General features: G+C 65.0%; 17 protein-coding genes and 1 riboswitch. Of the genes, 7 read left to right on the plus strand and 10 right to left on the minus strand.

The window, feature by feature from the left end; genetic code table 11:
• The first annotated feature begins 6 nt into the window (after positions 1-6).
• From WBP06_RS27655 to WBP06_RS27670, 4 genes are all read left to right on the plus strand, one after another.
• Complete coding sequence (locus WBP06_RS27655) at positions 7-2,742, plus strand: TonB-dependent receptor (protein ID WP_395335876.1); 2,736 nt, start codon at positions 7-9, stop codon at positions 2,740-2,742.
• A 220-nt stretch (positions 2,743-2,962) separates the two neighbouring features.
• Positions 2,963-3,877: a dihydrodipicolinate synthase family protein gene (locus WBP06_RS27660; RefSeq protein ID WP_395335878.1), complete on the plus strand. Its 915-nt coding sequence runs from the start codon at positions 2,963-2,965 to the stop codon at positions 3,875-3,877.
• Positions 3,878-3,887: 10 nt separating this feature from the next.
• Positions 3,888-4,886: a 4-hydroxyproline epimerase gene (locus tag WBP06_RS27665; RefSeq protein ID WP_395335880.1), complete on the plus strand. Its 999-nt coding sequence runs from the start codon at positions 3,888-3,890 to the stop codon at positions 4,884-4,886.
• A 157-nt stretch (positions 4,887-5,043) separates the two neighbouring features.
• A riboswitch (SAM-I-IV-variant riboswitch) is annotated at positions 5,044-5,150 on the plus strand.
• 56 nt (positions 5,151-5,206) lie between these two features.
• Positions 5,207-6,259, plus strand: a complete 1,053-nt coding sequence (locus WBP06_RS27670) for a threonine aldolase family protein (RefSeq protein WP_395335882.1) — start codon at positions 5,207-5,209, stop codon at positions 6,257-6,259.
• Between the two features lie 112 nt (positions 6,260-6,371).
• Here WBP06_RS27670 and WBP06_RS27675 read toward each other — a convergent pair whose 3' ends face one another.
• The 5 genes from WBP06_RS27675 to WBP06_RS27695 all read right to left on the minus strand — a co-directional run bounded on the left by WBP06_RS27675 (position 6,372) and on the right by WBP06_RS27695 (position 15,518).
• Positions 6,372-9,263 (minus strand): TonB-dependent receptor, encoded by a 2,892-nt coding sequence (locus tag WBP06_RS27675; protein WP_395335884.1) that lies wholly within the window; start codon positions 9,261-9,263, stop codon positions 6,372-6,374.
• Positions 9,264-9,546: 283 nt separating this feature from the next.
• The gene (locus WBP06_RS27680) at positions 9,547-11,691 is read right to left on the minus strand and encodes a molybdopterin-dependent oxidoreductase (RefSeq protein WP_395335886.1); all 2,145 of its coding nucleotides are present in this window, start codon (positions 11,689-11,691) and stop codon (positions 9,547-9,549) included.
• Positions 11,692-11,793: 102 nt separating this feature from the next.
• Positions 11,794-13,338: a glycoside hydrolase family 27 protein gene (locus WBP06_RS27685; protein ID WP_395335888.1), complete on the minus strand. Its 1,545-nt coding sequence runs from the start codon at positions 13,336-13,338 to the stop codon at positions 11,794-11,796.
• A gap of 71 nt (positions 13,339-13,409) precedes the next feature.
• On the minus strand, positions 13,410-14,828 hold the full coding sequence (locus WBP06_RS27690) for an amino acid permease (RefSeq protein WP_395335890.1): 1,419 nt from the start codon (positions 14,826-14,828) through the stop codon (positions 13,410-13,412).
• Positions 14,829-14,861: 33 nt separating this feature from the next.
• Positions 14,862-15,518, minus strand: a complete 657-nt coding sequence (locus WBP06_RS27695) for a GntR family transcriptional regulator (RefSeq protein ID WP_395335892.1) — start codon at positions 15,516-15,518, stop codon at positions 14,862-14,864.
• A gap of 254 nt (positions 15,519-15,772) precedes the next feature.
• On the opposite strand from WBP06_RS27695, the gene WBP06_RS27700 reads away from it, so the two are divergent.
• Positions 15,773-16,993 carry an NAD(P)/FAD-dependent oxidoreductase gene (locus tag WBP06_RS27700; protein ID WP_395335894.1) on the plus strand — a complete coding sequence of 407 codons (1,221 nt, stop codon included), beginning with the start codon at positions 15,773-15,775 and terminating at the stop codon, positions 16,991-16,993.
• Between the two features lie 58 nt (positions 16,994-17,051).
• Here WBP06_RS27700 and WBP06_RS27705 read toward each other — a convergent pair whose 3' ends face one another.
• The 3 genes from WBP06_RS27705 to WBP06_RS27715 all read right to left on the minus strand — a co-directional run bounded on the left by WBP06_RS27705 (position 17,052) and on the right by WBP06_RS27715 (position 23,470).
• Entirely contained in the window at positions 17,052-20,162 is a 3,111-nt protein-coding gene (locus tag WBP06_RS27705) for a glycoside hydrolase family 2 TIM barrel-domain containing protein (protein WP_395335896.1), read from the minus strand.
• A gap of 2 nt (positions 20,163-20,164) precedes the next feature.
• Positions 20,165-22,459 carry a DPP IV N-terminal domain-containing protein gene (locus WBP06_RS27710; protein ID WP_395335898.1) on the minus strand — a complete coding sequence of 765 codons (2,295 nt, stop codon included), beginning with the start codon at positions 22,457-22,459 and terminating at the stop codon, positions 20,165-20,167.
• Positions 22,460-22,672: 213 nt separating this feature from the next.
• Entirely contained in the window at positions 22,673-23,470 is a 798-nt protein-coding gene (locus WBP06_RS27715) for an SDR family NAD(P)-dependent oxidoreductase (RefSeq protein ID WP_395335900.1), read from the minus strand.
• Positions 23,471-23,585: 115 nt separating this feature from the next.
• Here WBP06_RS27715 and WBP06_RS27720 point away from each other — a divergent pair, with 115 nt between their 5' ends.
• Positions 23,586-24,479, plus strand: a complete 894-nt coding sequence (locus WBP06_RS27720) for a LysR family transcriptional regulator (RefSeq protein ID WP_395335903.1) — start codon at positions 23,586-23,588, stop codon at positions 24,477-24,479.
• Between the two features lie 121 nt (positions 24,480-24,600).
• Positions 24,601-24,762, plus strand: coding sequence for a hypothetical protein (locus WBP06_RS27725; protein ID WP_395335905.1), 162 nt, complete (start codon positions 24,601-24,603; stop codon positions 24,760-24,762).
• A gap of 6 nt (positions 24,763-24,768) precedes the next feature.
• Here WBP06_RS27725 and WBP06_RS27730 read toward each other — a convergent pair whose 3' ends face one another.
• Together WBP06_RS27730 and WBP06_RS27735 are read right to left on the minus strand one after the other, a co-directional pair.
• Positions 24,769-25,551 carry an ABC transporter ATP-binding protein gene (locus WBP06_RS27730; RefSeq protein ID WP_395335908.1) on the minus strand — a complete coding sequence of 261 codons (783 nt, stop codon included), beginning with the start codon at positions 25,549-25,551 and terminating at the stop codon, positions 24,769-24,771.
• Entirely contained in the window at positions 25,545-26,489 is a 945-nt protein-coding gene (locus tag WBP06_RS27735; RefSeq protein ID WP_395337596.1) for a FecCD family ABC transporter permease, read from the minus strand. The genes WBP06_RS27730 and WBP06_RS27735 overlap by 7 nt, the downstream gene beginning before the upstream one ends.
• Between the last annotated feature and the right edge of the window lie 41 nt (positions 26,490-26,530).

The raw sequence follows: 26,530 nt of genomic DNA on the forward strand, positions 1-26,530 counted from the left end.
TTGCTTATGAAATCGTTAGGGATACTGAAGCTTTCCACCGCGCTCACATCCGTGATCGCCATGGGCATCGCTGCGCCCGCATGGGCACAGGCTCAAGCCGGTTCTGACGCCGAATTGTCAGACCAGACTGAAGCACCCAAGACCGACATCGTCGTCACCGGCGTGCGCGGCGCGGTCGAGGCCGCCGCGACCCACAAGCAGAAGTCGAAGCAGATCGTTGACTCGGTTGTGGCCGAGGACGTCGGCAAGCTGCCCGACAACAACGTGGTGGACGCACTCGCGCGCGTCACCGGCGTGCAGATCGATCGCGCACGCGGCCAGGGCCAGAGCCTGACCATCCGTGGCCTTGCCGAAGTCCAGACCACGGTGAATGGCAACAACACCAACCTTGGCGAGGATCGCTCGCTCAACCTCGCCGATATTCCGGCCGAATTGCTCAAGCAGGTGGACGTCTACAAGACGCGTACTGCCGATCAGGTCGAAGGCGGCATCGCCGGCACCGTCAATGTCGAACTACGCCGGCCCTTCGATCTCAAGAAGGGGTGGACGATCGCAGGCAGCCTTCGCGGCGCCTATGACGACATTTCGAAGAAGGTAAGCCCGTTCGGCAGCCTTCTGGTCGCAAACCGTTTCGATACCGGTATTGGCGAGGTCGGTTTCCTGGTCAACGCGTCGTACACCAAGACCAACTACCGCGAAAACTACATTGAGAGCGAGTCACCTTACGAGGTCGATCTCGACGATGGCTCGCAGGTGGTCATCCCCTACCGAGCTTATACCGGGCTCGAGCAAGGCAGCGTGAAGCGGCCTGCGATCAACGCGTCGCTGCAATGGCGCGCCAACGACAAGCTCGATTTCGTGTTCGAGGGCGGATACCTGGGTTCGCGTGAGAATCGTTCGGTGGAACGCCTCTACGTGCAGGACATGCCGTTTGTCGGCGAACTCAGTGACATTGTCCTGATGCCTGACGGGCGCACGGTAAAATCGGCCACCTACAGCAACCCCAATGGCGTTGGGGCCGGCATTGATAGCCAGTACAACAAAATCCACTCGAACCTCTACACGACCAATTTTGTCGCTCATTACAATTCCGGCATCATGCACCTCAATGCCAGTGCTCAGTACAACTGGTCGAACGAAGGCAACTACTTCGTTGAAACCATCATTCGGCCGGGCACGCTGACGTCGGCGAATATCGACTTTGCATCCGATGCGTACAGCAAGGGCGCGCCTTCGATCACGTTCAACAATGTCGACCTCTCCGACATCTCGAAGTACGTGGTGGATCGCTTCCAGGACAACCATGGTGGTTCGAAGAACAAGGAATTCGCAGCGCAGGCCGACCTGACGCTGGACATCATGCCTGAAGGCTTGCTGCGCAATCTGCAGATCGGTGCCCGCTTCAATCGCCGCGTGACCAGCAAATATTACGGCTATCGCGATGGCTTCCCGCGCGTGAATGGCACTTATGCGCCGCTCAGCACTTTCCCTGGCTATGACTCAGCTTCGCTGGTCGGTCCGGATTTCAGCGGTTCTTCAACGGAATGGTATCGCATTCCGGGTTCCGTTGTCATGTCCAATATCGCGGACATCCGCGAATATATCCAGCAGTACGACCCGGCAGACGCTGCGCGTTTCGCCAGCCTCTATCCGCCCAGCGACAACGGTCAGACGTTCAACTCTACAGAGCACAACTTCGCTGCTTATGCGCAAGTGAACTATGCATTCGATGTGGGCACGATCAAGGTCGATGGCCTTGCCGGCGTGCGCTACACCAACACCTGGGGCAAGTCGCTCAGCTATAATTACCGTCCTGGTGACGTGACCAACGGCTATCAGGACATCGTCCAGATTTCGCCGGGCCATGGCAACTACTTCGACGTGCTGCCCAGCTTCACCTCACTGATCCATTTCAACCCCAAGACCCAGCTTCGTCTATCCTACACGACCAACGTGCAGCGCCCAGGCTTTTACGACATGCGGCCCTACTACTACGCGGAGACGCGTGGCGCATCGCCGGTGGTCTATGCCGGCAACCCTGACCTGAAGGCTCAGCGTGAACATTCGTTCGACGCCAGTGCCGAATACTACTTTGGTCGTGGCGGGCAGATCTCGCTGGCAGGCTACTACAAGAAGGCGACCGGCTTCCTGTACTACAGCCGAAATCAGGTGAGCGCTCAGGAACTTGCCAATTATGGCGTGGACCTGTCCAACTACACTTCCGGCATCGGCTATGTCGAACAATTGCGCAACGCTGGTGACGGCACCTTCATAGGCATGGAAGGCACGGTACAGTCGTTCTTCGATTTCCTGCCGGGCGTGTTCAGCAACTTCGGTGTGAGCTTCAATGCGAGCCACATCTTCAAGGCTCGTATCGAATATCCTTACCCTGAAGATTTCCCAGGCGCGTACGATTCACCGAACACGTCGAAATGGACCGCTAACGCAACGCTGTTCTACGATACGCCCAAGTTCAGTGCGCGCGTGGCATACAACTGGCGCTCATCTTACCGGATCAACGTCTTCACGGATAATCCGGAATATTCGCCCTATCAGGATGATACCGGCAAGCTCGATGCGGCGATCAACTATACACCTGTCGCATTCATGACGCTTTCTTTGGAAGCTTCGAACATCCTCGGTAACGACATCTATCGTTATCATGGTAGCAGCGCACTCCTGCCGCTGGGCGTTCGCACGATGGCGCGGACGGTTCAGGGCAGCGTACGCTTCCGTTTCTGATGATCCTTTCGGCGTGACCGGAGAGGGGGGCGGCGGGCATCGTGCTCGGCGCCCCTTTTTCGTTTTTCGCCAGAGAGGATTTGTCCCCACTGGCGCCAAGCCCCGGATTTCGTTTGACTCCACACGCACCTGGTGGTGCGAATAATGCAATTGCAGGTTAATTTGTAATATCGTATACGATATCTAGATTAACCAGAAACATCGCAGGACGATTCTCATTATGGCAATTGGTTGGAAGGGTGTGTTCCCCGCGGTCACGACTCAGGTGCGTGAAGACCTCTCCCTCGATCTCGCTGACACGCAGCGCGTCGTCGACGATCTCATCAACGACGGTGTTACCGGCGTCATCGCGCTCGGCACCGTGGGTGAGAACAACTCGCTCGAATACGACGAGAAGGTTCAGGTTCTGACCGCGATCGTCGAAGCCGTGAACGGCCGCGTTCCCGTCGTCACCGGCGTTTCGGAATTCGATACCCGCCGTGCGGTGCGTTACGCGCAGGCCGCTGAAAAGGCCGGCGCCAACGGCCTGATGCTGCTGCCGCCGATGGTCTACGTGCCCAAGCCGCACGAACTCGTCTCGCACTTCAAGGGCGTGGCGGAGCAGACCGGCCTGCCGATCATGCTTTACAACAACCCGCCGGCCTACCGCACGGTGATCGACAAGGCCGTGCTGACCGCCCTGATCGACGTGAAGAACATCGTCGCGGTCAAGGAATCGGCGCCGGATACCCGCCGCTTCACCGATTTCCGCAACACCTTCGGTGATCGCTACACGCTGTTCGCCGGCCTCGACGACGTGGCTCTGGAAGGTCTCTACCTCGGTGCGCAGGGCTGGGTTTCGGGCCTCACCAACGCGTTCCCGAAGGAATCGGTCGAGCTGGTCAAGGCGTTCGAGCGTGGTGACCATGCCAAGGCGATGGAAATCTATCGCTGGTTCATGCCGCTGCTCCACCTCGATGCCGAGCATGACCTGGTGCAGTCGATCAAGCTGGCCGAGCAGGTCATGGGTCGCGGTTCGGAGCGCGTTCTGCCTCCGCGCTACGTCCTCGAAGGTGAGCGCCGCGCGGAAGTGATCGCGATGGTCGAGCGCGCCGCCGCCACCCGCCCCGACCTGACGGTCGCGGCAGCAGCCTAAGGGAGCGTCGATGCGGCACACTTTCTTCTGCATCGACGGCCACACAGCCGGTAACCCCGTTCGCCTTGTGGCGGGCGGGGCTCCGCTGTTGAAGGGCGCCTCGATGTCCGAACGCCGACAGGATTTCCTGTCGCGCTTCGACTGGATTCGCACCGGGCTCTGCTTCGAGCCGCGCGGGCATGACATGATGTCGGGCGGGTTCCTCTATCCGCCCTGCGATCCGGCCAACGACATCGGCATCCTGTTCATCGAGACTTCGGGCTGTCTGCCCATGTGTGGGCACGGCACCATCGGCATGGTCACGTTTGGCCTTGAGCACGGGCTGATCCAGCCGGCGACGCCGGGCAAGCTGCGCGTCGAGGTTCCGGCGGGCGTGATCGAGATCGCCTACGAGACGAATGGTCCCAAAGTCACTTCGGTGCGCATCACCAATGTCCCCGCCTATGTCGCCGAACGCGGCATCGAGGTGGACGTGGAAGGCATCGGCCCACTCTCGATCGACGTGTCCTACGGCGGCAACTACTACGCCATCGTCGAACCGCAGGGTGCCTACACCGGCCTCGACGATCTCGGCGCTTCGCGCATTATAGAGCTTTCGGGCCGCATCCGCGAGGCTGTCCGCGCGAAGTATGAGCCGGTCCACCCGCTCGATTCGACGATCCGCGGCGTCAGCCATATTCTTTGGGCCGACAAGCCGAAGCATGAAGGCGCCGATGGCCGCAACGCGGTGTTCTACGGTGACAAGGCGATCGACCGCAGCCCTTGCGGCACCGGCACTTCGGCACGCCTGGCGCATCTGCACGCCACCGGCCGCCTGAAAGTGGGCGACCGCTTCGTGCACGAAAGCTACATCTGCAGCCGCTTCATCGGCCGCGTGGAGCAGGAAGTCATGCTGGGCGACCAGCCGGCGATCATCCCCTCGATCGAGGGTTCGGCCATCGCCACCGGCTTCAACACCATCTGGATCGACCGCGAAGACCCGTTCTGGGCCGGTTTCCAGGTCACCTGATTACGATACCCACCCGATCGGCGGGTCTGCAATTCCCTCTCCGCCGATCCCTTTTTAGCCCCCGCCGCACTGTCGGCGGGGGCTTTTTTTGTGCCGTACTATTCGTGCGTCCTGTCGTAACAGTCTTGCGCTGACGGGCAATCGCCTCTATCAACCGGCTCAGCATCAAGAGTCGGACCGACGTCCGACGCCAACCTGCTCCCCGAGCAAGGTGGTGCCTCCGAAGGGAGGGATGTGGCCGGGCCGGCAACTAAACGGGACCTTTCGCCACTGTCATACGTCGATCCGGTGCTTGCATTCGAAGCATTGAGGAACCGAGCATGACACAGCACCCCCAGCAGTTCGCGAGCGACAACTACGCCGGCATCTGTCCCGAGGCGCTAGCCGCGATGATGGAGGCGAACGCCGGTTCGGCCGTGGCCTATGGCGACGACGAGTGGACGCTGCGCGCCGCCAACAGCTTCCGCAGCCTGTTCGAAGCCGATGGGGAGGTGTTCTTCGTGTTCAACGGCACGGCCGCGAACTCGCTGGCACTGGCTTCGCTCTGCCAGTCCTACCACAGCGTGATCTGCTCCTCCTCGGCCCATGTGGAGACCGACGAGTGCGGCGCGCCGGAGTTCTTCTCCAACGGCTCCAAGCTGCTGGTCGCCCAGTCGGAGGACGGGAAGCTGACGCCGCAGGCCATCCGCGCGCTCGCCGCCAGCCGGTCCGACATTCACTTCCCCAAGCCACGCGTGGTCACCATCACCCAGCCGACCGAGACGGGGCAGGTCTATTCGATCGAAGAGGTCAAGGCAATCTCGGCCGTCTGCCGCGAACTGGGGCTGAAGCTGCACATGGACGGCGCCCGCTTCGCCCACGCCTGCGCCACGCTGGGCTGCACCCCGGCGGAAATCTCGTGGCAGGCGGGCGTGGACGTGCTCTGCTTCGGCGGCACCAAGAACGGCATGGCCGTGGGTGAGGCAATCCTCTACTTCGACCGCGCGCTGGCGGCGGACTTCGACTATCGCTGCAAGCAGGCGGGCCAGCTCGCCTCGAAGATGCGCTTCCTTTCCGCGCCGTGGATCGGCCTGATCGAGAGCGGCGCCTGGCTGCGCAATGCCGAGCACGGCAATGCCTGCGCCCGCCGCCTGGCAGACCTCGTGGGCGAACTGCCGGGGCTGTCGTTCAAGTTCCCGGTGCAGGCGAACTCGGTCTTCCTGGAGGCGCCGGTCGAGGTGCTGGAGGCCCTGCGCGAACGCGGCTGGCGTTTCTACACCTTCATCGGCGGCAGCGCCCGCTTCATGTTCGCCTGGGACACCGACCTTGCCCGCGTGGAAGAACTGGCGCGCGACATTCGCGAGATCGCCGCCGCATCGACGGTTCCGGCCTGATCATGCGAAAAGGCCCGCCCGGTCAGCTGACCGGACGGGCCTTGCACAGATCCCGAGGAAGGGACACGGCGGCTTTCGGGATACGGAACGAAAGCCGCCGTGCGGGACGGGATCAGAAGTTCGCGGTGAAGCCCACGAAGATCGTGCGGCCGAGCGAGTCGTAGACGCCCGGGTAGGTGTTGCCGTTGCCGAAGGCCGACAGGATGCCTGCGGCGATCGCCGGCGGATCCTTGTCGAACATGTTGTTCACGCCGGCGCGCAGGGTGAACTGCTTGCCGATCGGCTGCGTCAGCGACAGGTCGAAGTAGTTGTAGGCGTCGATCTTGCGGTTCACTTCGCTCGGCGTGCCGGCCAGGAACGGATTGTCCGACAGGCTGGAGAGCTTGGTGCCACCGATGTAGCGCCACGACAGCGAGACTGCGGTTTCGCTCGGCGCGATCCAGGTCATGCGTGCCACATGGCGCCATTCGGGGTTCGGCTGGCCGCAGGTGTAGCCGTAGAGGCCCTTGCAGTCATAGGTGCCGAGGCCCGAGATCGGCTGCGACTTCTGCTGAGCCAGCCAGGTGCCGACCATGTTCACGTTCACGCTGCCGGCATTGCCGACGTTGAACGTGTAGTCGCCCGTGACGTCGATGCCCGAGGTCTGCAGGTAGCCGGTGTTCATCGTGGTCGAGACGACGTAGCCGGCATTGGTGCCGAACAGTGCGCCCGAGCGGGGATCGCGGTGGAACAGGCTGCAGAAGTACGGATCGCCGGTGGTCGCGCACTGGCTGATCGACAGCGACGGCGGGATCGCGGTGATGTAGTCCTTCACCTTGATCGTGTAGTAGTCGACCGAGAGCGAGAAGCGGCGCAGCGCCTTCGGCGTCAGCACGAAGCCGACCGTGTAGGTATCGGCCGTTTCAGGCTTCAGCGCGATGTTGCCACCGCCCAGTGCCGAGCAGGTATCCGCCGGGCATTCGGGGATCTTGCCGTACTGTGCAGCCGTCACGCCGGTAATTTCGCAAGCTTCCAGCGAGGCGCTGGGGCTGGCGCCGGCGCAGGGATCCTGCGCGGCGACGTTGCCGACCGACTGCGAGGCGAACAGTTCGCCCACGTTGGGTGCGCGGATCGCGTGGTTGTAGCTGGCGCGGATGCGCAGATCGTCGATCGGCTGCCAGCTCAGCTCGCCCTTGTAAGTCCAGACGTTATAGCCCGACTTGATGCCGGTCGATTCCTGCTTGTTGTCGTACGACGAATAGCGGAGGCCGCCGTTGATCGTCAGCGAGCGGAAGAACGGCTTGTCCTCGATCAGCGGAACTTCGATTTCGCCATAGGCTTCGGCCACGCTGATGATGCCGTCGGAATTGGTGGCGCCGCCCTGCTGGGCAACCTCATCCGCGAAGTAGTTCAGCGTCTCGCGGCGCTGTTCGGCGCCCAGCGCGATGCCCACGCCATGGCTGGCCCAAGGCAGCGTGACGCCCAGCTTGCCCAGGTCGCCGCTGAGGCTGCCCGAGAACACGCGCAGCGAATTGCGCGAGGAGGTGTGGCTGGGCGAGAACAGGTACTGGCCCTGTTCGGCGGTGACGCCGCCGGCCGAGAACACGTTGACCGGGATACAGTTCGGGTCGGTGCCGTCGATAACCGACTGGCAGGTCGGCACGCCGTTGACGTTGACGACGTTGAGGGCGCGGGCCGCCTTCACCGAATCCACGTTGTTCAGGTAGGTCTCGTCGAAGCGGACCAGCGAGTAGTTGTAGTTGACGTCGTAGCTGAAGCCGCTGCCCAGATCGCCCTTGACGCCCGCGCTATAGCGATAGTCGTTGTACTTCAGGTCGTCACGACGCGGCGCGATCGACATGCGGTAGCCGACCAGCGAATCCGCGGTGGTGGCGGTGCCGGCATCGGCGCCGCAGATGGCCTGCAGCTGGCTGGCGCTGGCAAGCGGGTTGTTGCATGAGATCGGGAACGCTTCGCCCAGGAAGATCGCCGAAGGCGCAACCTGCGAGAAGGTGTGATCGCGCATGTACATGAAGCTGCCGTAGACTTGCGCGGCGCTGCTGATGTCGAAGTGCGCGAAGCCGCCCAGGTTGATACGCTCGTCGGAACGCTGGATGTAGCTGTCCGGTGCGTAGTTGTAGGCGTAGCTGTTGTCGTAGGGCACGAAAGTCTGCGTGCCGTCGCGGTTGTTGATCAGGGTCTGGCCCTGATAGGCGCTCTTGTCGGAGAGCGGCACGAACGAACCGTAAGGGGTGTTGCTGGAGCCGCCGCAATAGAGCGCGGTGCCGGCATCGTCGAGCTGGTTGAGTGCGCAGGACGAATAGTCGCGGCTGGACTGCTTCACCGGATCGACATGGCGATAGCCGCCATAGACGGTGATGTTGCCACGACCTTCGGCGAAGTTCTTGCCGGCAGAGATCGTGATGTCCTGCTTGCCGCCATCGGCGACCGACTTGGGCGCAAGGTCATAGCCCTGGGCGCTGACCAGATCGCGGATCGAGCTGTTGTTGTTGGTGTGCTGCGCGAAGCTGGTCTGCGCGTCGATGCGGACGCCGTCCAGATCCTTCTTCAGCACGAAGTTGACCACGCCCGAAAGCGCGTCCGAACCATAGACGGCCGAAGCGCCGCCGCTCATCACGTCGACGCGTTCGACCAGGCTGCTGGGGATGAAGTTGGTGTTGACCGCCTGCGAGGGCATCAGGCGCTGGCCGTCGACCAGCACGAGCACGCGGTTGGAGCCGAGGTTGCGCAAGTTGATCTTGGCGGTGCCGTCCGAACCGTTCGAGACGTTCTCGTTGGCGTCGGCAGTGAACTGGGGAAGGCGGTTCAGCACCTGGTCGACCGTGGTCGCGCCCTGGTACTTGAACTCGTCGGCGCTGACGACCGTCTGCGGGCTGTTGCTCTCCAGATCGGCGCGCTTGATGCGGGTGCCGGTGACGACGATGTCGGCGGCAGGGCCCGCTTCAGCCGCGTCCTGCGCGAATGTGGTGGTGGAGCAGGTGGTGCCCGCGATGATCGCGGACATTGCTGCCGCGCAATAAAGTGCCTTGTTTCGACCCCTCATGGGCATGACTCCCTTGTTCAATGTCACAGTGTTGCGACACATTTCGCGTCATGTCAAATATAGTATACGAAATAAGTTATCTGTCGCAAAAATGCCGCAATGGCATGAAGTTAGGCGGATTTCCGGGCTTTTCGGGGACGGCGACAGGGCCTCGTTAGCTACCTCGGGAGTCCGGCAAGGCCCGTTTCGGCCTGCGCAGGGTGCGCCGAATCGTCAGACTATTGATGGCAGAAGGGGGCGCGGGTCAGGCGGCGGTGACGCGGATCGGTATGCCGGAAAAGCGCGGCATGAAGTTGATCGGCTCCAGCCTATCGACCAGCGATGTCAGTTCACCGGGGTTGGAGCCGCCATCGGCGACGGGATCGCCGGAGCCCACCAGCGGGCCGAACATGTGCGTCATCGAGACGACGCCGCGCCGCAGCCGGTCCTCGCCGCGCGCCACCGCGCGGATCGCGCCGTGTGGGGAGGTGATCTCCACCCGCGCATTTTCGGCCAGCCCCAGATCGGCCATGTCGAGCGGGTTCATCCAGGCCGGATTGACCGGGTGCCGCTTGCGCGCCGCGCGGGAGTCACGGAAGGCGCCGTTCAGGGCATGGAGCACGCGGCGGCAGGTGAGGCGCAGCGGATAGCCATCGTCCAGCGGCTCACGGGCATAGTCGAGGAACTCGGCGGCGACATCGGCGGGCATGAGTTGAAGCCTGCCCGATGCGTCGGGCGCGGGTTGCACGAAGGCCGGTCCGCTCTCGGGCCGCAGGCCTTCGGGGTGGGCGACGAGGCTGTCGAAATCGACCTTTCCTTCGCCCGCCAGAAAGCGGCAGAGTGCTTCGGGATCGGGCTTGTCGGTCAGGCTGAGCGGCAGGCCCCGGGCGATGTCCTCGAACCGCTGGCCGTAGCTCCATGACTTGAAGGTCAGCGGCAGGCCCATGCGCGTGGAGACTTCCCAGAAGAACTCCCAGTCGTGCAGGCAGCCGGGCGGCCTGGCGACGATCGGCGGGGCATATTGCGCGAAAGCTTCGGGATAGAGCGCGTCGGCGGCGAGGGTCAGGTCATGGCGTTCGAAGGGCTGGCTGGCGGCGATCACGTAGTGCGCGCGCTTTCCGGTCTCGTTGAGGCGGGAGTCGAGCGAGACGAGCAGGTCCAGCGTGTCGAAAGCGGCGGTGGCCAGCGCGGGATCGCCCACGGCCTTCAGCGGATCCCCGCCGAAGACGATCAGCGCGCGGATGCGTTCCGGCGAGTTTGCCGTGATCTCTCCGGGTAGCAGTGCGGATGGAAACTCGCCGAGGAGCTGGCCGGTGTCCGCGCTCAGGCATTTCGGTGCGCGTTCGAAGCTGCGAGAGGGCGGGACGGCCATTTCGGTGAAGCTGCGTGGGCGCAAGGTGCCGGGATTGCGCACGAGGTCGCCCGCGCGGCGGTATCCGCCGCAGAGCACGTTCACCAGCTCGATCATGTGGTCGGCAAGGTTGGAATGGGCGGAGAACGAAGGACCGGTACCGCTGCCGACACCGACCTTGCGCGCCTCTCCCAGCCATTGCGCCGCCAGTTCGATCTGTTCGGCCGGAACGTCGGCGCGGCTTGCGGCCCATTCGGGTGTCGCTTCGGCCACCAGCGCGCGGACTTCGTCCAACCCCGCGCACCAGCGATCGACGAAGCCGCTGTCGTATCCGCCATCGCGCAGGAGGACGTGGGCCAAGGCGGCGAAGATCGCGGCATCGTGGCCGGGCAGGGGCTGGATCAGCAGATCGGCATGGCGCGCGGTTTCCGTGCGGCGCGGATCGATCAGGATCAGCTTCATCCCGCGCGCCCGTGCCGCCTCCAGCGCCCGGCCGGGCGCGCCGCTTTCCATCAGCGCGAAAGGAGCGCCCTGATGCGTGACGACCGGATTGCCGCCGGCCAGCAGCGCCACGTCGAGATCGCGAAAGGCATGGCGGCCGCTGGCGAACGTGCCCAAGCGCGCCATCGTCACCCATTTGGCCGACTGGTCGATCGTCATCGTCGAGAAGAAGTTGGGCGTGCCGAGCGCGGAGACCCAGGCCCGCTCCATCAGCCCGCCCAGGGTGCTGCGATAGGCGCCAGTGCCGTGATAGACCGCAACCGAACGCGGGCCGTGCTCCGCGACCAGCGCCGCCAGTTTGGCGCCGATGGCGTCGAGCGCCTGTCCCGCCGCGATGGGTGTGAAGGCCCCGTCCGCACTACGGGAGAGGCAATGCAGCAGCCGGTTCTCCGCCCCATTGTGGAACTCTACCGAGGCCAGCCCCTTGGGGCAGAGATAGGCGCCATAGGGGGAGACTTCGCCATCGGGCCGCGCGGCGGTCATGCGGCCCTGATCGACCTCGATCGCCATGGCGCAGGCGGCGCTGCAATTGCGGCAGAAGGTGCGGACGGTCTCCATCGCCCAGCGATGCGACCGCCCGATCGGCGATGAAAGGGCGGACGGCGGCTCTTGCCGTCAGGGGCAAGCAGGCCCGCCGTCCACGACCCGATCGAGCCCGGTTTACTTGGCGCCGCGCACCGCCACCAGCACCACGCCGCGCGCGGGAACCTGATAGCCGGCGGGCAGGGCGCCGGCCTTGGCACCGCTCCAGAGGTCTTCCACCGCGTTGACCGAGGCAAGCCCGGCATCGGCAGGTGTCAGCGCCAGCGGCGCCGCGCTGTCACCCCGGTTGAACAGAGCGAGCGCCACGCGTCCGTCGGACAGCGGCTTGGCCCAGACTTCCAGCGAACCCGCCTTGCGCACCGGCTTGCCCTGCACGCCCAGCGCGTCCTGATCGACGGCGATGACGCGGCGATTGGTGAGCATCGCCATCGTTTCCGCGCTCATCTCGCGCAAGTCATGCCCCATCATCAGCGGCGCGGCGGACATGGCCCAGAGCGACATGTGCGTGCGGTACTCGTCCGCGGTCATGCCGCCGTTGCCGATTTCCAGCATGTCGGGATCGTTCCAGCCATGCGGGCCGGCCCAGGCGGGATTGCCGTTCTTGTCGAAGCCGATCTTGGCCATCGTCGGATAGTCGTCGGTAATGTCGCCGGTGGTGCGCCACAGCACCCCGCCCACGTCGCGGCCCCAACTGCCCACGTCGAAGCGGCCATACTCGCAGAGCGAAAACACGATGTCGCGCCCGGTCCGCTTGCCGGCTTCCTGCAGCGCCTTGCCCATCTCGTAATAGCTGCGCTTCACGGTATCGGCATCGGCATAGAACCATTCGCCCGAGCAGAGGTCGTACTTCAGGTAGTCGAAGCCCCAGTCGGCATAGGTATCCGCATCCTGCTTCACATGGCCGTAGCTGCCGATGTAGCCCGCGCAAGTCTTCGGCCCCTGCGAGGAGTAGATGCCGATCTTCAGCCCCTTGGAATGGACATAGGCGGTCAGCGCTTTCATGTCCGGGAACTTGGCATTGGGCTGGAGCACGCCCTTGGCATCCCGCTCACCCTGCCAGCCATCGTCGATGTTGATGTAGATGTACCCGGCATCACGCAGGCCGGAAGAGACCAGGGCATCGGCCATCGCGCGCACGGTCTTGTCGTCGATGTGGTCGGCGAACTTGTTCCAGCTGCTCCAGCCCATCGGCGGCGTGGCGGCCAGCTTGCTGGGGATCGGTGCGCCCAGCGGGGGGAGTGCGGAGAACTGGAAGGCGCGCGCCTTGGCGTCCGTTGCGGTGCCGGGGCGGCCGGTGCTGTCGACTTCGGACTCCCAGATCTGGCCCTTCAGGTGGGCGCGGCCGTCCTCGATGGCGACGCTCCACTGGCGGGTCAGGTGATCGCGGTCGTTGAGGTTTCGCGCCTCGAACTTCAGCACGCCGCCTTCGATATGCGGGTTCATCATCTCGACCGGGCCGTACCACTTGGTGGTCACCGAACCGGCGATCTTGCCACCCTTGGAGGTGACTTCCATCATCGTCACGCCGGGCGTCGGCGGGGTATCGTCGAACAGCCAGACGCCGTCATAGGCGGTCTTGGCAAGGACGGGGGAAGTGCTGGCAAGCAGGGCGCCTGCCAGCATTGGGGCAAACGCAGCGGCTTTGATCAGGGCGTGTTTCATCGCGATCTCCTTGGACCGTGTCGCATTCGGGAAGGGTGGAGCGGAAAAAGGGGGGCGGCTGGCGCCGTGGCTTACGCCACGACGCTCGCTTCGCGGGCGGCTTCGCTGCGCGTACGGCCATAAAGGCTGTAGGCGACGAGGCCGATGACGTTCCAGATGCCGAAGCGCACCAGAGTCGTCGAAGGCAGGCTGAAGAGCAGGTAGGCGCAGCCCAGGATCGTCAGCGTGCCGACAATGTAGGGCTGCGGGCACTTGAACAGGCGCGGCAGTTCGGGGAAGCGGCGGCGCAGGATCATCAGGCAGGCACCCACCGAGATGAAGGCGATCAGCGTGCCGGCATTGGCCAGTTCGGCAATCTCGTCCAGGCGGAACACCCCGGCGACCAGGGCGATCGAAATGCCGGTGATCAGCGTGATGCGGGTGGGCGCGCCGGTGCGCGGGCTGATCTTGGCCAGGCTACGCGGCAGCAGGCCGTCACGCGCCATCACGAAGAACACGCGGCTCTGGCCGTACATCATGACCAGGATGACCGAGGGCAGGGCGAGCACGGCGGCCAGAGCGATCAGGTGCGCGGCGACCGGCTGGCCCAGCTGGCGCAGCACGAGGGCAAGCGGTTCGGGCGAGTTGGCCAGCTGCTGGAAGGGCAGTGCGCCGATCGCGGTCACGGCAACGGCCATGTAGATCACGGTGCAGACCACCATCGAACCGACGATGCCGATGGTCAGGTCGCGGCCCGGATTCTTGGCTTCTTCCGCCGAAGTGGCAACCGCGTCGAAGCCGTAGAAGGCGAAGAACACGATGGCCGCCGCGGCCATCACGCCGCGCTGCATGCCGCCCACTTCGGTGCTGGCAAAGCCATAGGGCATGAAGGGGTGCATGTTGTCGGCCGTGAAGGCGGGCGCGGCAAAGGCGACGAAGATCGACAGGGCAACCAGCTTGATGATGACCAGCACGATGTTCAGCGTGGCGCTTTCGCGCGTGCCGGCGATCAGCATGCCCATCACCGCCAGCGCCACCAGCACGGCGGGCAGGTTGATGATACCGCCGCCATGCGGGCCGACCAGCAGGGCATGGGGCAAGTGGACGCCGGCGGACTGGATCCAGCCGACCAGATAGCCCGACCAGCCGACCGCCACGGTCGAACAGGCCAGCGAATATTCGAGGATCAGGCTCCAGCCCACCACCCAGGCGACGGTTTCGCCCATCGCGGCGTAGGAGAAGGTATAGGCGCTGCCCGCGGCGGGGATCAGCGTGGCCATTTCGGCATAAGCCAGCGCCGCGCAGGCGCAGACCGCGCCGGCGACCGCAAAGGCCAGGATCACGGCCGGGCCGGCGCGCTCTGCACCGACGCCGGTCAGCGTGTAGATGCCGGTGCCGACGATCGCGCCGACGCCCAGGGCGATCAGGTGCGGCCAGCTCAGCGTCTTGGCCAGGGAATGTCCGGAATCGCGTTGCGACAGTTTTTCTATGGATTTACGCGGTCCGAGCATTCGGTCCCCCAAGGATGATGTCAGCCGGTTTGTTCAGCCGGTCTGTTCAGAGTTGAAATGGGCACGCAGGTCTTCCAGCGTGCTGGCGATATGGCTGGTGAGCAGGCTCTTTACCCGGGGCGCGTCTCCGGCAAGCCAGGCTTCGAGCAGGTCACGGTGTTCGGTATGCGCGCGGTCGCCACGGCCGGCCGGTTCGAGATGGGCCAGCACATAGCGTTCGGCCAGCACTTCCAGGCGTTCGACCAGTTGGGTGGTCAGCAGGCGCTTGGCCGGGCGCACGAGCGCGACATGGAATTCGCGGTTGCGCACGGCCACGTCGGTCAGGTTGCCCGATGCGGCGGCGTCCAGCACTTCGAACGCCTTGATCGCGGCTTCCCTGTCCGCCTCTTCCGCAAGGGTGGAGGCATAGGCAGCGGCGGCCGGTTCGATCGACAGGCGCAGTTGGTAGATTTCTTCGGCCTGGTCGCTGGACATCGGGCGGACGAACCAGCCACGATTGGCCTGGCTGGTCAGCAGACCCTCGTGTTCCAGACGGGCGAGCGCTTCGCGCAGCGGGATCTTGCTGACGCCCAGTTCGGCGGCGAGCGCATCCTGCCGGACCGGCTCCATGACAGGCAGCTTCCCTTCGACGATCCTTTCACGGATCACGTCGAAAATACGTTCGGCAAGCGTGCGGACGACGATTGTCACCAGAGGGTCTCCATATAGATCGTCCCCGAGCGGCGCGATGCCGCGTCAGGGCTGACGTATACGGTAGATGATGTATCAAAGCCCCGCAATCTCGCCGTCCACCGCGCAAAGCTTTGCAATGCAGCGGGGCGCTGCCAGGGTTGCCTGCTCGTACCGGGGAAAACGGAAACCATTCGCGACGCGCCGCCTTGCGTGGAAATCATGATGTGCTTATATCGTATACGATCGTATTCTAGCTTTGCAATGGAGTTTTTGTGGTTCGCACAGCAGTCGTCGGCGGAGGGGTGGTCGGCCTGTCGGTAGGGATCGAATTGCTCGATGCCGGGCACGCGGTCGTCCTGATCGACAACGACGATGCGGCGCAGGCGGCGAGCTGGGGCAATGCGGGCCATGTTGCGGTGGAACAGGTGGAGCCGCTGGCCTCTTTCGAGGCAGTGAAGTCGATGCCACAGCGCCTCTTCCTGCGCGGCGGCGCGCTGTCCTTTCCGCCGGCGGCGGTGGCTGCATGGCTGCCGTTCGGGCTGAAGCTGCTTGCGGCATCGTCGCCTTCGCGCTTTCGCAAGGGCTGCGCGGCGCTGCGTCCGCTGATGGAGCAGGCGATGCCGGCCTGGGCATCGCTGGTGGAGCGGATCGGCGCGCCGGATCTGCTGAAGCAGGATGGCCACTTCGTGCTCTGGAACGAGCCGCGCAAGGCGATTGCCGGCAAGGCTGCGTGGGAATCGGCGGATACCGGCGTTGCGCAAGTCAAGCCTGCCGCGCCGGCCGAACTGGAAGCGCTGGGCAAGCTGGGCCGCTTCACGGTGGCGGGGGCGATCCGCTTCGCCGGCAGCGGACAGATCGCCGATCTGGGCGACTTGCGCGATGCCCTGCGCGTCGCCTTCGCCGCGCGGGGCGGCACGATCGTTTCCGGCACGGCAACGCTTCGCCGCGTCGGAAACGGCGTTGAGGTGGACGGGGTGGAAGCGGATCGCGTGGTCGTCTGCGCGGGTGTCCGCTCGCGCACGATCATGGCGGCGCTGGGGCTCAAGGTGCCGATGATCGCGGAGCGCGGCTACCACATCCGCGCGGACGCGGCCGCATGGCCCAAGGACATGCCGCCGGTGGTGTTCGAGGAGCGGTCGATGATCGTCACCCGCTATCGCGACAGCCTGCAGGCGGCCAGCTTCGTGGAACTGGGCAAGGTCGATGCCCCAGCCGATCCGCGCAAGTGGGAACGGCTGGAGCAGCATGTCGCCGAACTGGGGCTGCCGGTCAGCGGGCCGTTCCGGCGCTGGATGGGCTGCCGCCCGACTTTGCCGGACTACCTGCCCGCGATCGGCCGCTCGGCCAAGGCGAACAATCTCTATTACGCCTTCGGGCACCAGCATCTGGGGCTGACCTTGGCGCCGATCACCGGCAAGCTGGTTGCGGCGATGATGGCGGGCGAGCAGCCGGCGGTGCCGCTGGAACCGTTCGACATTCGCCGGTTCGGCTGAAGATCGTACTTGCGGGTGAATAAGGGGCGGCGGTGCGGAACCGCCGCCCTTTTTCGCGTCAGGGCGCGCCGATCGTGAACGAATAAGTCAGCGGCTTCAGCGCGATGCGATAGGGCATGTGCGCCCGGCCATCGAGATTCCAGCCGGTATCGCCGCCCACGCCCGCCTGTGCGGCATCGATCAACAGCGTGCCATTGCCGTGCGGGCGAATGTCCGAACTGTGCGCCTGCGAAGGCGGCTTCATCGCCAGATCGGCATAAGGGAAGGCCAGCGCGTTGACCGAAAGCGGCTGTGCGCCGGTGACGCGGAAGCCGGTCTTGGCACCGGTCAATTCGATCCAGCGGACATCGGTCTTGTTGCCCGATTCCTGCGGCCTTGCGTAATCGTGGAACTGGTCCGCCAGCGCGCCCTGCCATTGGGCGATCAGGCCGCCGGTCTTGCGATCGGCATAAGTCTCCTGCGGCCCGCGTCCGAACCAGCGGACCTGATCGAGCATCGCAGGCGTCTCGAACGCCAGACCCACGCGCAGCGGATCGGGCAGGGTATCGCGCAGCGGCTCGAAATGAACGGTGACGCCCACGGAACCATCGGCGGCCATCGTCCAGCGCGTCTCGGTCTTCACCGAACCGACGCCCATGTCGTGATGGACGACGATGGTATTGCCGTCGCGCTCGATGGCCTCGACCCGGCGGTGCGCCGAGAAATACTGCCACATCGCATGGCTCTTGGGCACGCCGGAACCGACGTCGTTATCGGTGGGCGAGCGCCAGAAGTTCGGCGCGCCCCCGGTCAGCAGCAACTTGCCGCCGCGTTCGTAACGGGTGACGAGGCCGGTCGCCTTGTCGATCTCCAGTACGGCATCGCCACTGGCAAGGCGCAGGGTCGAAGCGGTCTCGCTGGGGGCAACCGCACCGGCGGCGACCGGCACCACCGCCGGGGCGGAAAGTTCGAACTGCTCCCAGCCGACGACGTGGCCGGCAGGCTGAGTCGGCACCGCGCCGGCCTTGGCGCGGGCGCGCAAAACCAGGATGCGCTCGGCAGAAGCGTCCTTTGCGGCCGGAACCGGCACGATCAGCGGCGCGGAGGCACCCGGTGTCACGCTAGGTGTCGCCAATGTACCGCTAGCGACATCCTTGCCATTCTCCATGACCGTCCAGTCCAGGGTGAAGCGCGACAGGTCGATATGGTCGTGGCGATTGACCACGCGGTAGCCGTTCGCGTCATGCGTGAAGGCGATCGGTGCCTGGACCTTGGCCAGTTCGTAGTATTCCGGATCGGGCGTGCGGTCGGACTGGATCACGCCGTCGCCCACCGGGCTGTCGTCGCCATGCACGCCCGGCGCCTTGGGATCGGGATCGTAGTCCAGACCCTGGCCCCAGTAGGTGCGGCCGTCCTTGTTCTTCAACTCCATGGTCTGGTCCACCCAGTCCCAGATGAAACCGCCCTGCAGCTTTGGGTAGCTGCGCATGGTGTCCCAATAACCCTGCAGATCGCCCAGGCTGTTGCCCATCGAATGCGCGTATTCGCACAGGATCAGCGGCTGGGTGAAGGCCGGATCCTTCGCATAGTCGATCAGCTTGGGCACATCGTCATACATCGGCGCGAAGATATCGACGTAGCTGTTGGTCGGATGCCGCCAACCGCTCATGCTCCAGCCGAGGAAGTTGATCAGACGGGTAGGATCGTTTGCCCGCACCCACTTGCCCGCTGCCTCGAAATTGGCGCCGACGCCGCTTTCGTTGCCCAGCGACCAGAAGATGATCGAGGGGTGGTTGCGGTCGCGCTCCACCATGCGCTCGACGCGGTCGAGGTGCGCGGCCTGCCACTTGGGATCGTTGGCCAGCAGGTACTTCGGATCGTTGTCGTGCTCTTGCGACAGGCTTAGGTAGCCGTGGCTCTCGATATTGGCCTCGTCCATGACGTAGAGGCCGTATTCGTCGGCAAGGTCGTACCAGCGCGGATCGTTGGGATAGTGCGATGTGCGCACGGCGTTGACGTTGGCCGCCTTCATCAGTTCGATATCGCGGCGCATCGTCGCTTCGGAAACGACGTGGAAGGTCTTGGGATCGTGTTCGTGCCGATTGACGCCGCGGATCATGATCCGCTTGCCGTTCACGCGCACTTCGCCGCCGGCAATCTCCACCGTGCGGAAGCCGATGCGGCGGCTGGTTGCCTCCACCAGCTTGCCCTGGGCGTCGAGCAGTTCGACCAGCAGCGTATAGAGCTGCGGATCCTCGGCCGACCATGTACGCACGGTGGGTACGCTGGCGTTGAGCGAGACGGTGGTGCCGCTTGGGGTACCTTCGCGCGTCAGCACCTCTCGCTTGCCATCAAGCACGGTCGCGCGCACCCGCACGGCGGTTGGCTGGCCGGCCAGATCGACCTTCAGCCCCAGCGTGCCGTCGCGATAGTCGTTCTCAAGCCCGGCATCGACGGTCAGGTTGCGGATATGCGTTGCCGGCGCGGCGTAGAGCGTGACGCTGCGCTCGATCCCGTTGACGCGCCAGAAGTCCTGATCTTCCAGATAGCTGCCGTCGGCAAAGCGATAGAGTTCGATGGCGACGGTGTTCGTGCCGGCATGGGCGAAGCGCGTCACGTCGAATTCGGCGGGAAGCTTGGAATCCTCCGAATAACCGACCCGCTGGCCATTGACCCAGATGTAATAGGCCGCGCCCGCCGCGCCGACGGTCAGCAGCAGCTTGCGGCCGGACCAATCGGCCGGAACCGTGAATTCCCGGCGATAGGAGCCGACTTCGTTGAGGTCATGCTCGATCCACGGCTGGTTGCGCGGGAACGGATAGCCGCTGCCCACGAAAACCGGACGGCCATGTCCTTCGGCCTGCAGGATGCCGGGGACTTTCATCGTCTCCCACCCGCTCACGTCGAAGCCGGGCTTGAAGAAGTCCGCCGGGCGCGCCTCGGGATTGGGTGAGAGGTGGAACTTCCATTCGCCATCGAGCGAGAGGTGATAGCGCGACTTCGAAACGTCGCGCGAAAGCGCGCCGGCGCGCGTCTCGAACCCGTCGAACGTCGTGTGCATGGGCTCGGCGCCCTGGCGGATGACTTCGGGCTGCTCCCACTCGGGCGGCGTGGTTTCGGCATGGGCAGGCGCCAGCGATAGGCCAAGCGCGAGGCTGCCGATCGCGCAGCCCTGAAGAAGATATCGCATGTTCACTGACCCTGAAGGCTGCGGACGAAGAAGGTCGAAAGGCGGCGTGTCACATAGTCGATCGGGCCGGTGGAGCGTCCGACGGTATGCTCGCCGCCGGGCACGACGAGGAGATCGAAATCCTTGTTCGCGTTCACTAGCGCGTTCACCACCTGCATGGTGGAGGCGGGATCGACGTTGCTGTCCTGCTCACCCACGATCAGGAACAGCTTGCCCTGAAGCTTTGCGGCATTGTCCACGCCGGAGGCATCGGCATAGCTCTTGTCGACCGGCCATCCGAGCCACTGTTCGTTCCAGCTGATCTTGTCCATGCGGTTGTCGTAGCAGCCCGCCATGGCGACGCCGGCCTTGTAGAATTCGGGATGGAACAGCAGGGCATTGAGGGTCGATTGCCCGCCCGCCGACGCGCCGTAGATGCCGACGCGGCTGATGTCGTAGGACGGATCCTTGGCGGCCAAGGCCTTGTGCCAGAGGATACGGTCCGGGAAGCCCGAATCCTGCAGGTTCTTCCACGCCACGTCCTGAAACGCCTTGGAACGGTTGGCCGTGCCCATGCCGTCGATCTGCACGACGATGAAGCCCAGATCGGCCAGCGCCTGCATGCCGATCACCTTGTCGCCGCCCGAATGGTAGCCGAAGGGCCAGAAGGTCTTGGGCACGAAGCTGTCGTGCGGGCCGGCGTAGATATTCTCGATCACCGGGTACTTCTTGGCGGGATCGTAGTCATGCGGGCGAACGACCAAGCCCCAGATGTCGCTCTTGCCGTCGCGGCCCTTGGCGGTGAAGACTTCCGGCGCGTGGAACCCGGCGGCGGTAAGGCGGCTGATGTCGCCCTTGGTGATCGTCGCCACCACGGCGCCGTCGCCGGCACGGTGGAGTTCGCTGACGGTCGGCATGTCCACGCGCGAATAGGTATCGACGTAGAACTGCATGTCGGGCGAGAAACGGGCGGTGTGATCGGCCCGTTCCGGCGTCAGCGGGGTGAGATTGCGTCCGTCGAAATCGATGCGGTAGTAATGGCGGAAATAGGGGTCTTCGCCCGCGTTCATGCCGCTGGCGGCGAACCAGATCTGGCGCTTCTTGTCGTCCACCTTCACCACTTCGCGCACGACCCAGGCGCCGGTGGTGATGCGGTTCTTCACCTTCCCGGTTCTGCCGTCCATCAGGTAGAGGTGGTTCCAGCCGTCGCGTTCGGACGCCCAGACGATCTCGCTGCCAAGGTCGTTCACGTCATGCGCGAAGCGGCGGTCGGCGTAGAAGAAGGTCTTGGCATCTTCGGTGACGGCGGCGTGGGCGGCGCCCGTCTCGGCATCGACGGCGATCACGCGCGCCTGTCCGAAGCCGCGCTTGTCGTAATCGAATTCCACGCTCTTGCTGTCCGCGCGCCAGCGTGCCTCGGAAAGCTGGTAAGGGTTGGGGAACAGCGTGGGGTCGACAACCGTCTGGCGCCGCGCGGCCACGTCGAACAGCACCGGCTGCTCCTGATCGACGGCATCGCCGGGCTTGGGATAGAGCTGGCTGCGCAGCGCCGGCTGAAGCTGACCATCGGGCGCCGCTTCCACGCGCAGGACGTGGCGCGCGAAGCCGGGGCGCACGCGATAGATCATCACATGGCGGCTGTCCGGCGACCATTCGATGGTCTCGGGATCGTAGAAATTGCCCTCGGTGCCGTCGCTGCTGAGGCGGATAGCTTCCCTGGAACCAGCCCCCAATGACCTAGCAGGCCGGACGACGAGGTTGTTATCCTCCACGGTCGCCTCCCACTTGCCGTCGGGCGACAGGCGGGGGTGATTGTCGGCCGCGACGGAGAGATCGCGCACCACGCCGAAGCCGCGCGGGCGGCGCGGATCGACCTGCGCCTCGCAGCGGTAGTCGCTCAGCGTGCAGGTCCAGCCGGCGTAGTCGATCTCGAACGCGATCGTCTGGCGATCACCGGCGTAGGAGAACTGTTCGAACGGCAGCCGCAGTGGATCGATCGGCTTGCCCATCGCATCACCCAGCGCATTGGCCAGTCGCTGCTGGTCGAACGCGGCCGACTTGGCCTTGGTCTGCAGGTCGTAGGTTTCGAAGGCGAAGCCGCCCTCCACCGTCTTGCGATAGGAAAAGGCGCTGCCGTCCGGCGTCCAGGTCGCCGGCCAGGCGATTTCCCGCGTCAGGTACTGCCAGTCCGCCCGCAGGGCGACCGAGCGCGCAATCTCCGCCTCGCTCGGCGCGGCCATGGCGGCTACCGGCAGCAGCACGGCAGTGCAGGCCAGTAGCGTGGCGGCAAGGCGGGAGCGAAGCGGGGGGGATTTCATCGGAAGCGATACCTCGGCTTTTGCCGGGATTCCCTTCCGATCGACGCTGTCGGTTCGCAACCCGCATGGGTTGCAAAACGCGTGCGCCTTCGATGATGGCAGAAAGACCCCGACAGTGTGACTTTGGTATCGTATACTATATTTCAGTATCGGCAACCGGGATATTGACCGTAAGCCCCGGCGCGCAGGTCGGCACCGGGGCTTACGGCATGGTCACGCGATGGTGGGGACGATGCCGCCTTCGACGCGGATCGCCGCGCCGTTGGTGATCGCACCCAGCGGGCTGGCCAGCAGCGCCACCTGTGCGGCGATCTCGTCCGCTTCGATCAGGCGGCGGATCAGCGAGAGCGGGCGCATCTTGGCGAAGAATTCCGCCTCGCGCTCAGCCTCGGGCGCGTCCTTGTTGTCGACCACGGATCGGATGAAGTCCACGATCCCTTCCGATCGTGTGGGCCCGGGCATGACGGAATTGACGGTGACGCCGGTGCCGCGCGTCTGTTCGGCAAGGCCGCGCGCGATGGCAAGCTGGGCGGTCTTGGTCATGCCGTAGTGGATCATCTCGCCGGGGATCACCAACGCGCTTTCGCTGGCGATGAAGATCACGCGGCCCCAGTTCTTCTCCAGCATCTTCGGGAAATAGTGGCGGGCAAGGCGCGCGCCGCTGACCACGTTCACCTCGAAGAAGTGGTGCCAGTCGGCATCGGTGATCTCTGCAAAGGGCTTGGCCTCATAGATGCCCAGATTGTTGACCAGAATGTCGACATCCGGCGCGGCGGCGATCAGCGTTTCGGCGCCCTCGGCAGTCGCGGGATCGGCCAGCACGGCGCGGACCTTGCCACCGTTGGCCGCGACGGCGGCCACTTTCGCGGCAGCGGCGTCCAGCTTTTCCTGGTTGCGGCCGGAAATGATCACGTCGACACCTTCGGCGGCCAGTCGTTCGGCGATGGCAAGGCCGATGCCGGCGGTGGAGCCGGTGACGAGGGCGGTCTTGCCGTTCAATTTCAGATCCATGCGGAAATTCCTTCGGGGGGAGAGGTTGGAACAGCCGCAAGATAGGCGGATCGGGGATTGATGATTAGATCGTATCAAGGCATCTCAGAATTGCATCAAAATCACGAGTGACGCGGTGGATAACCGTTTCGGTGAAATGCAGATTTTTCTGGCAGTCGCGCAAAGCGGCAGCCTGGCCGGCGCGGCGCGGGCGTTGCGCCTCACGCCTTCCGCCGTCAGCCGCGCGATCGCCCGGCTGGAGGCGCGCGTGGGCGTGCAGCTGATCGCACGCACTACCCGCGCACTGTCGCTGACGGCGGAGGGAGAGGTCTATCGCGATCGCGTGGCCGGGTTGATGGCCGAAGTGGACGATGTGGAGCGTGACCTTGGCGGCGCGCCGGACACGCCGAGCGGCCCCTTGCGGATCAACAGTTCGGTACCCTTCGGCACGCAATGTCTGCTGCCGATCCTGCCGCGCTTCACGGCGCGCCATCCTTCGGTGCAGGTCAACCTCGCCCTGTCGGACGAACTGGTCGATCTGGTGGAATCACGCGCGGACATCGCCATCCGTATCGGGCCGCTGCGCGATACCGGGCTGAAGGCGAAGAAGCTGGGGCGCTGCGCCATGGCGCTGGTTGCCAGCCCCGCCTATCTCGCCGCGCGGGGCACGCCGGCCCATCCGCGCGACCTTGCGCAGCACGCGTGCCTGCAATTCAGCTTCCGTCGCTCGCTGGACACATGGCCGTTCCGCGTAGACGGCGCGCTGGTACAGCGCCCGGTGGAAGCGGCGTTTCTGGGAAATTCAGGCGAAGTGGTGCGGATGATGGCGGTGGCCGGCGGCGGCATTGCCCGGCTCGGGCGGTTTCACGTCGCGGCCGATCTGGCGGCGGGGCGGCTGGTGGAAATCCTGACGGCCTTCCACCCGGGGGACGGAGAGGATATTCATGCCCTCTATGTCGGCCACCGGCGGCTGGCTTCACGCATCCGGGCATTCCTGGACTTTCTGGAGGCCGACTTGCGGCTGCCGTAATCTCTTTTCCAGTTTATCGAACGATTGGAGCAAGTTTATCCGTCTGTTTGGATAAGCGATAAAGGCGCATTCCCGCTGCACGGCAGCCGGCCCCTCCGGCAAACCATGCAGGAGAAGCGCCATGACCCGGATGATCGAAGCCCTCAGCGACCGCACCCGCCCTTTCGCCGACATCGCCCAACCCGTGATCGTCGCACTGGGAACCGCCGGGCTGACCGGCGGCACCATGGTCGCCATCGGCCTTCTGGCCGATCGCGCGCTGCGCCGCCGCCGGATGCACTGATCCCCGCTATCGCTTCGGACAGCGCGCCAGCGGCACGATCAACGGCGCATCGTCCAACGTGCTGCTGAACCCGGTGACGCCGTAGACCGTCCGCAGCAGCTCTTCCGACAGCACTTCGGCCGGCGAGCCATCGGCCACCAGCCGCCCCTCATCGATTACCAGCAGCCGGTGGCAATACCGGGCCGCGAGATTGAGATCGTGCAGCACGGCCAGCACCAGCGCGCCGCCCTTCGCTTCCCGCGAAAGCATTTCCATCACATCGATCTGATGGCCGGGGTCGAGCGAGGCCAGCGGCTCATCCACCACTAGCGCCTCCGCCCCCACCGCCAGCGCGCGCGCCAGCAGCGCGCGGGCGCGTTCGCCGCCCGACAGTTCGGTGGCGACGCGGGTGGCCAGGTGGCGCACGTCCGCGCGGTCCATCGCCTCATCGATCGCCGCCTGATCGGCTGCGGTAATCCGCGAGATCGGCCCCAGATGGGGCAGCCGACCCAGCGAGACCAGCCGCTCCACGGTCAGCGGCCAGTGCAGCGTCTGCCCCTGCGGCAGATAGGCGATGCGCCGCGCCCGTTCCCGCACGGGCAGGGCGGAGAAATCCTGCCCGTCCAGCGTGATCGTGCCCCGGTGCGCGTCGATCAGGCCAAGCAGCGCACGCGCCAGCGTGGATTTGCCGGCGCCATTGGGGCCGATCACGCCCACCAGCGTGCCCGGTTCTAAGCGGGCGTCGATCCCGTGCAGCACGTCCTGCTTGCCAAGGCGGACCGCAAGATCGTTGATGGCGATGGTCACCACAGGCGGCGCTCCCGCAGCAGATGGACAAGGAAGACCGGCACGCCCAGGAATGCGGTCACCACGCCCAGCTTCAGCTCGGCGTCGGTGGGGATCAGGCGCACCAGGATGTCCGCCCCGGTCAGCAACACCGCGCCGCCCAGCAGGGAAGGGACCAGCAGGGCCGAGGGGCTGCGGTCGGTCAGCGGGCGGATCAGATGCGGCACGATCAGGCCCACGAAGCCGATGGCACCCGAAACCGCCACCGCACCGCCCACGCCGATGGCCAGGCCCAGCATCAGCCGCAGGCGCGTGCGGCGCAGGTCCACACCCAGCGACCGGGCACCGTCCTCCCCCAGCGACAGGGCATCCAGCGCACGCGGATCGACCAGCAGCAATGCCGCGCCGATCACCACGCAGGGCAGCGCGATCCAGACGTGCTCCATCGCCCGGTTCTCGATCGAGCCCAGCAGCCAGGACATGATCTCCATCGCCGCGAAGGGATTGGGCGAGAGATTGAGCGCAAGGCTGATTCCGGCACCCGCCAGCGTTGCCACCGCGATGCCGGCCAGGATCAGGCTCAGCGGACTTTCGGACCGGCCGGCCAGCAGGAACAGCAGGCCGATCGCGACGAGGGATGTGATGATGGCCAAGAGCGGCAGTATCGCGCTATGCCATTCGGAAAGCCCGAAATAGAGTGCGATCACCGCGCCCAGCGCTGCCGAATTGGACACGCCCAGCACCGACGGTTCGGCCAGCGGGTTGCGCAGATAGCCTTGCAGCACCGCCCCGGACAGGCCCAGCATGGCGCCGACCATCAGCCCCACCAGCGTGCGCGGCAGTCGCAGTTCCAGCAGGATCGCGCGGGCCACGCGGTCCCCGTCGCCCAGAAGCACCGCCAGAATGCGCCCCGGCGCCAGGGATACCGGACCCAGCGCCAGGGAAGCGATCGCAACCGCCATCACCGCGCAGGCGAGCGCCGGGATCAGCGCCGGATGGCGGG

Origin of the sequence: Novosphingobium mississippiense (assembly GCF_044029535.1) — a bacterium.
Taxonomy (GTDB): Bacteria; Pseudomonadota; Alphaproteobacteria; order Sphingomonadales; family Sphingomonadaceae; genus Novosphingobium.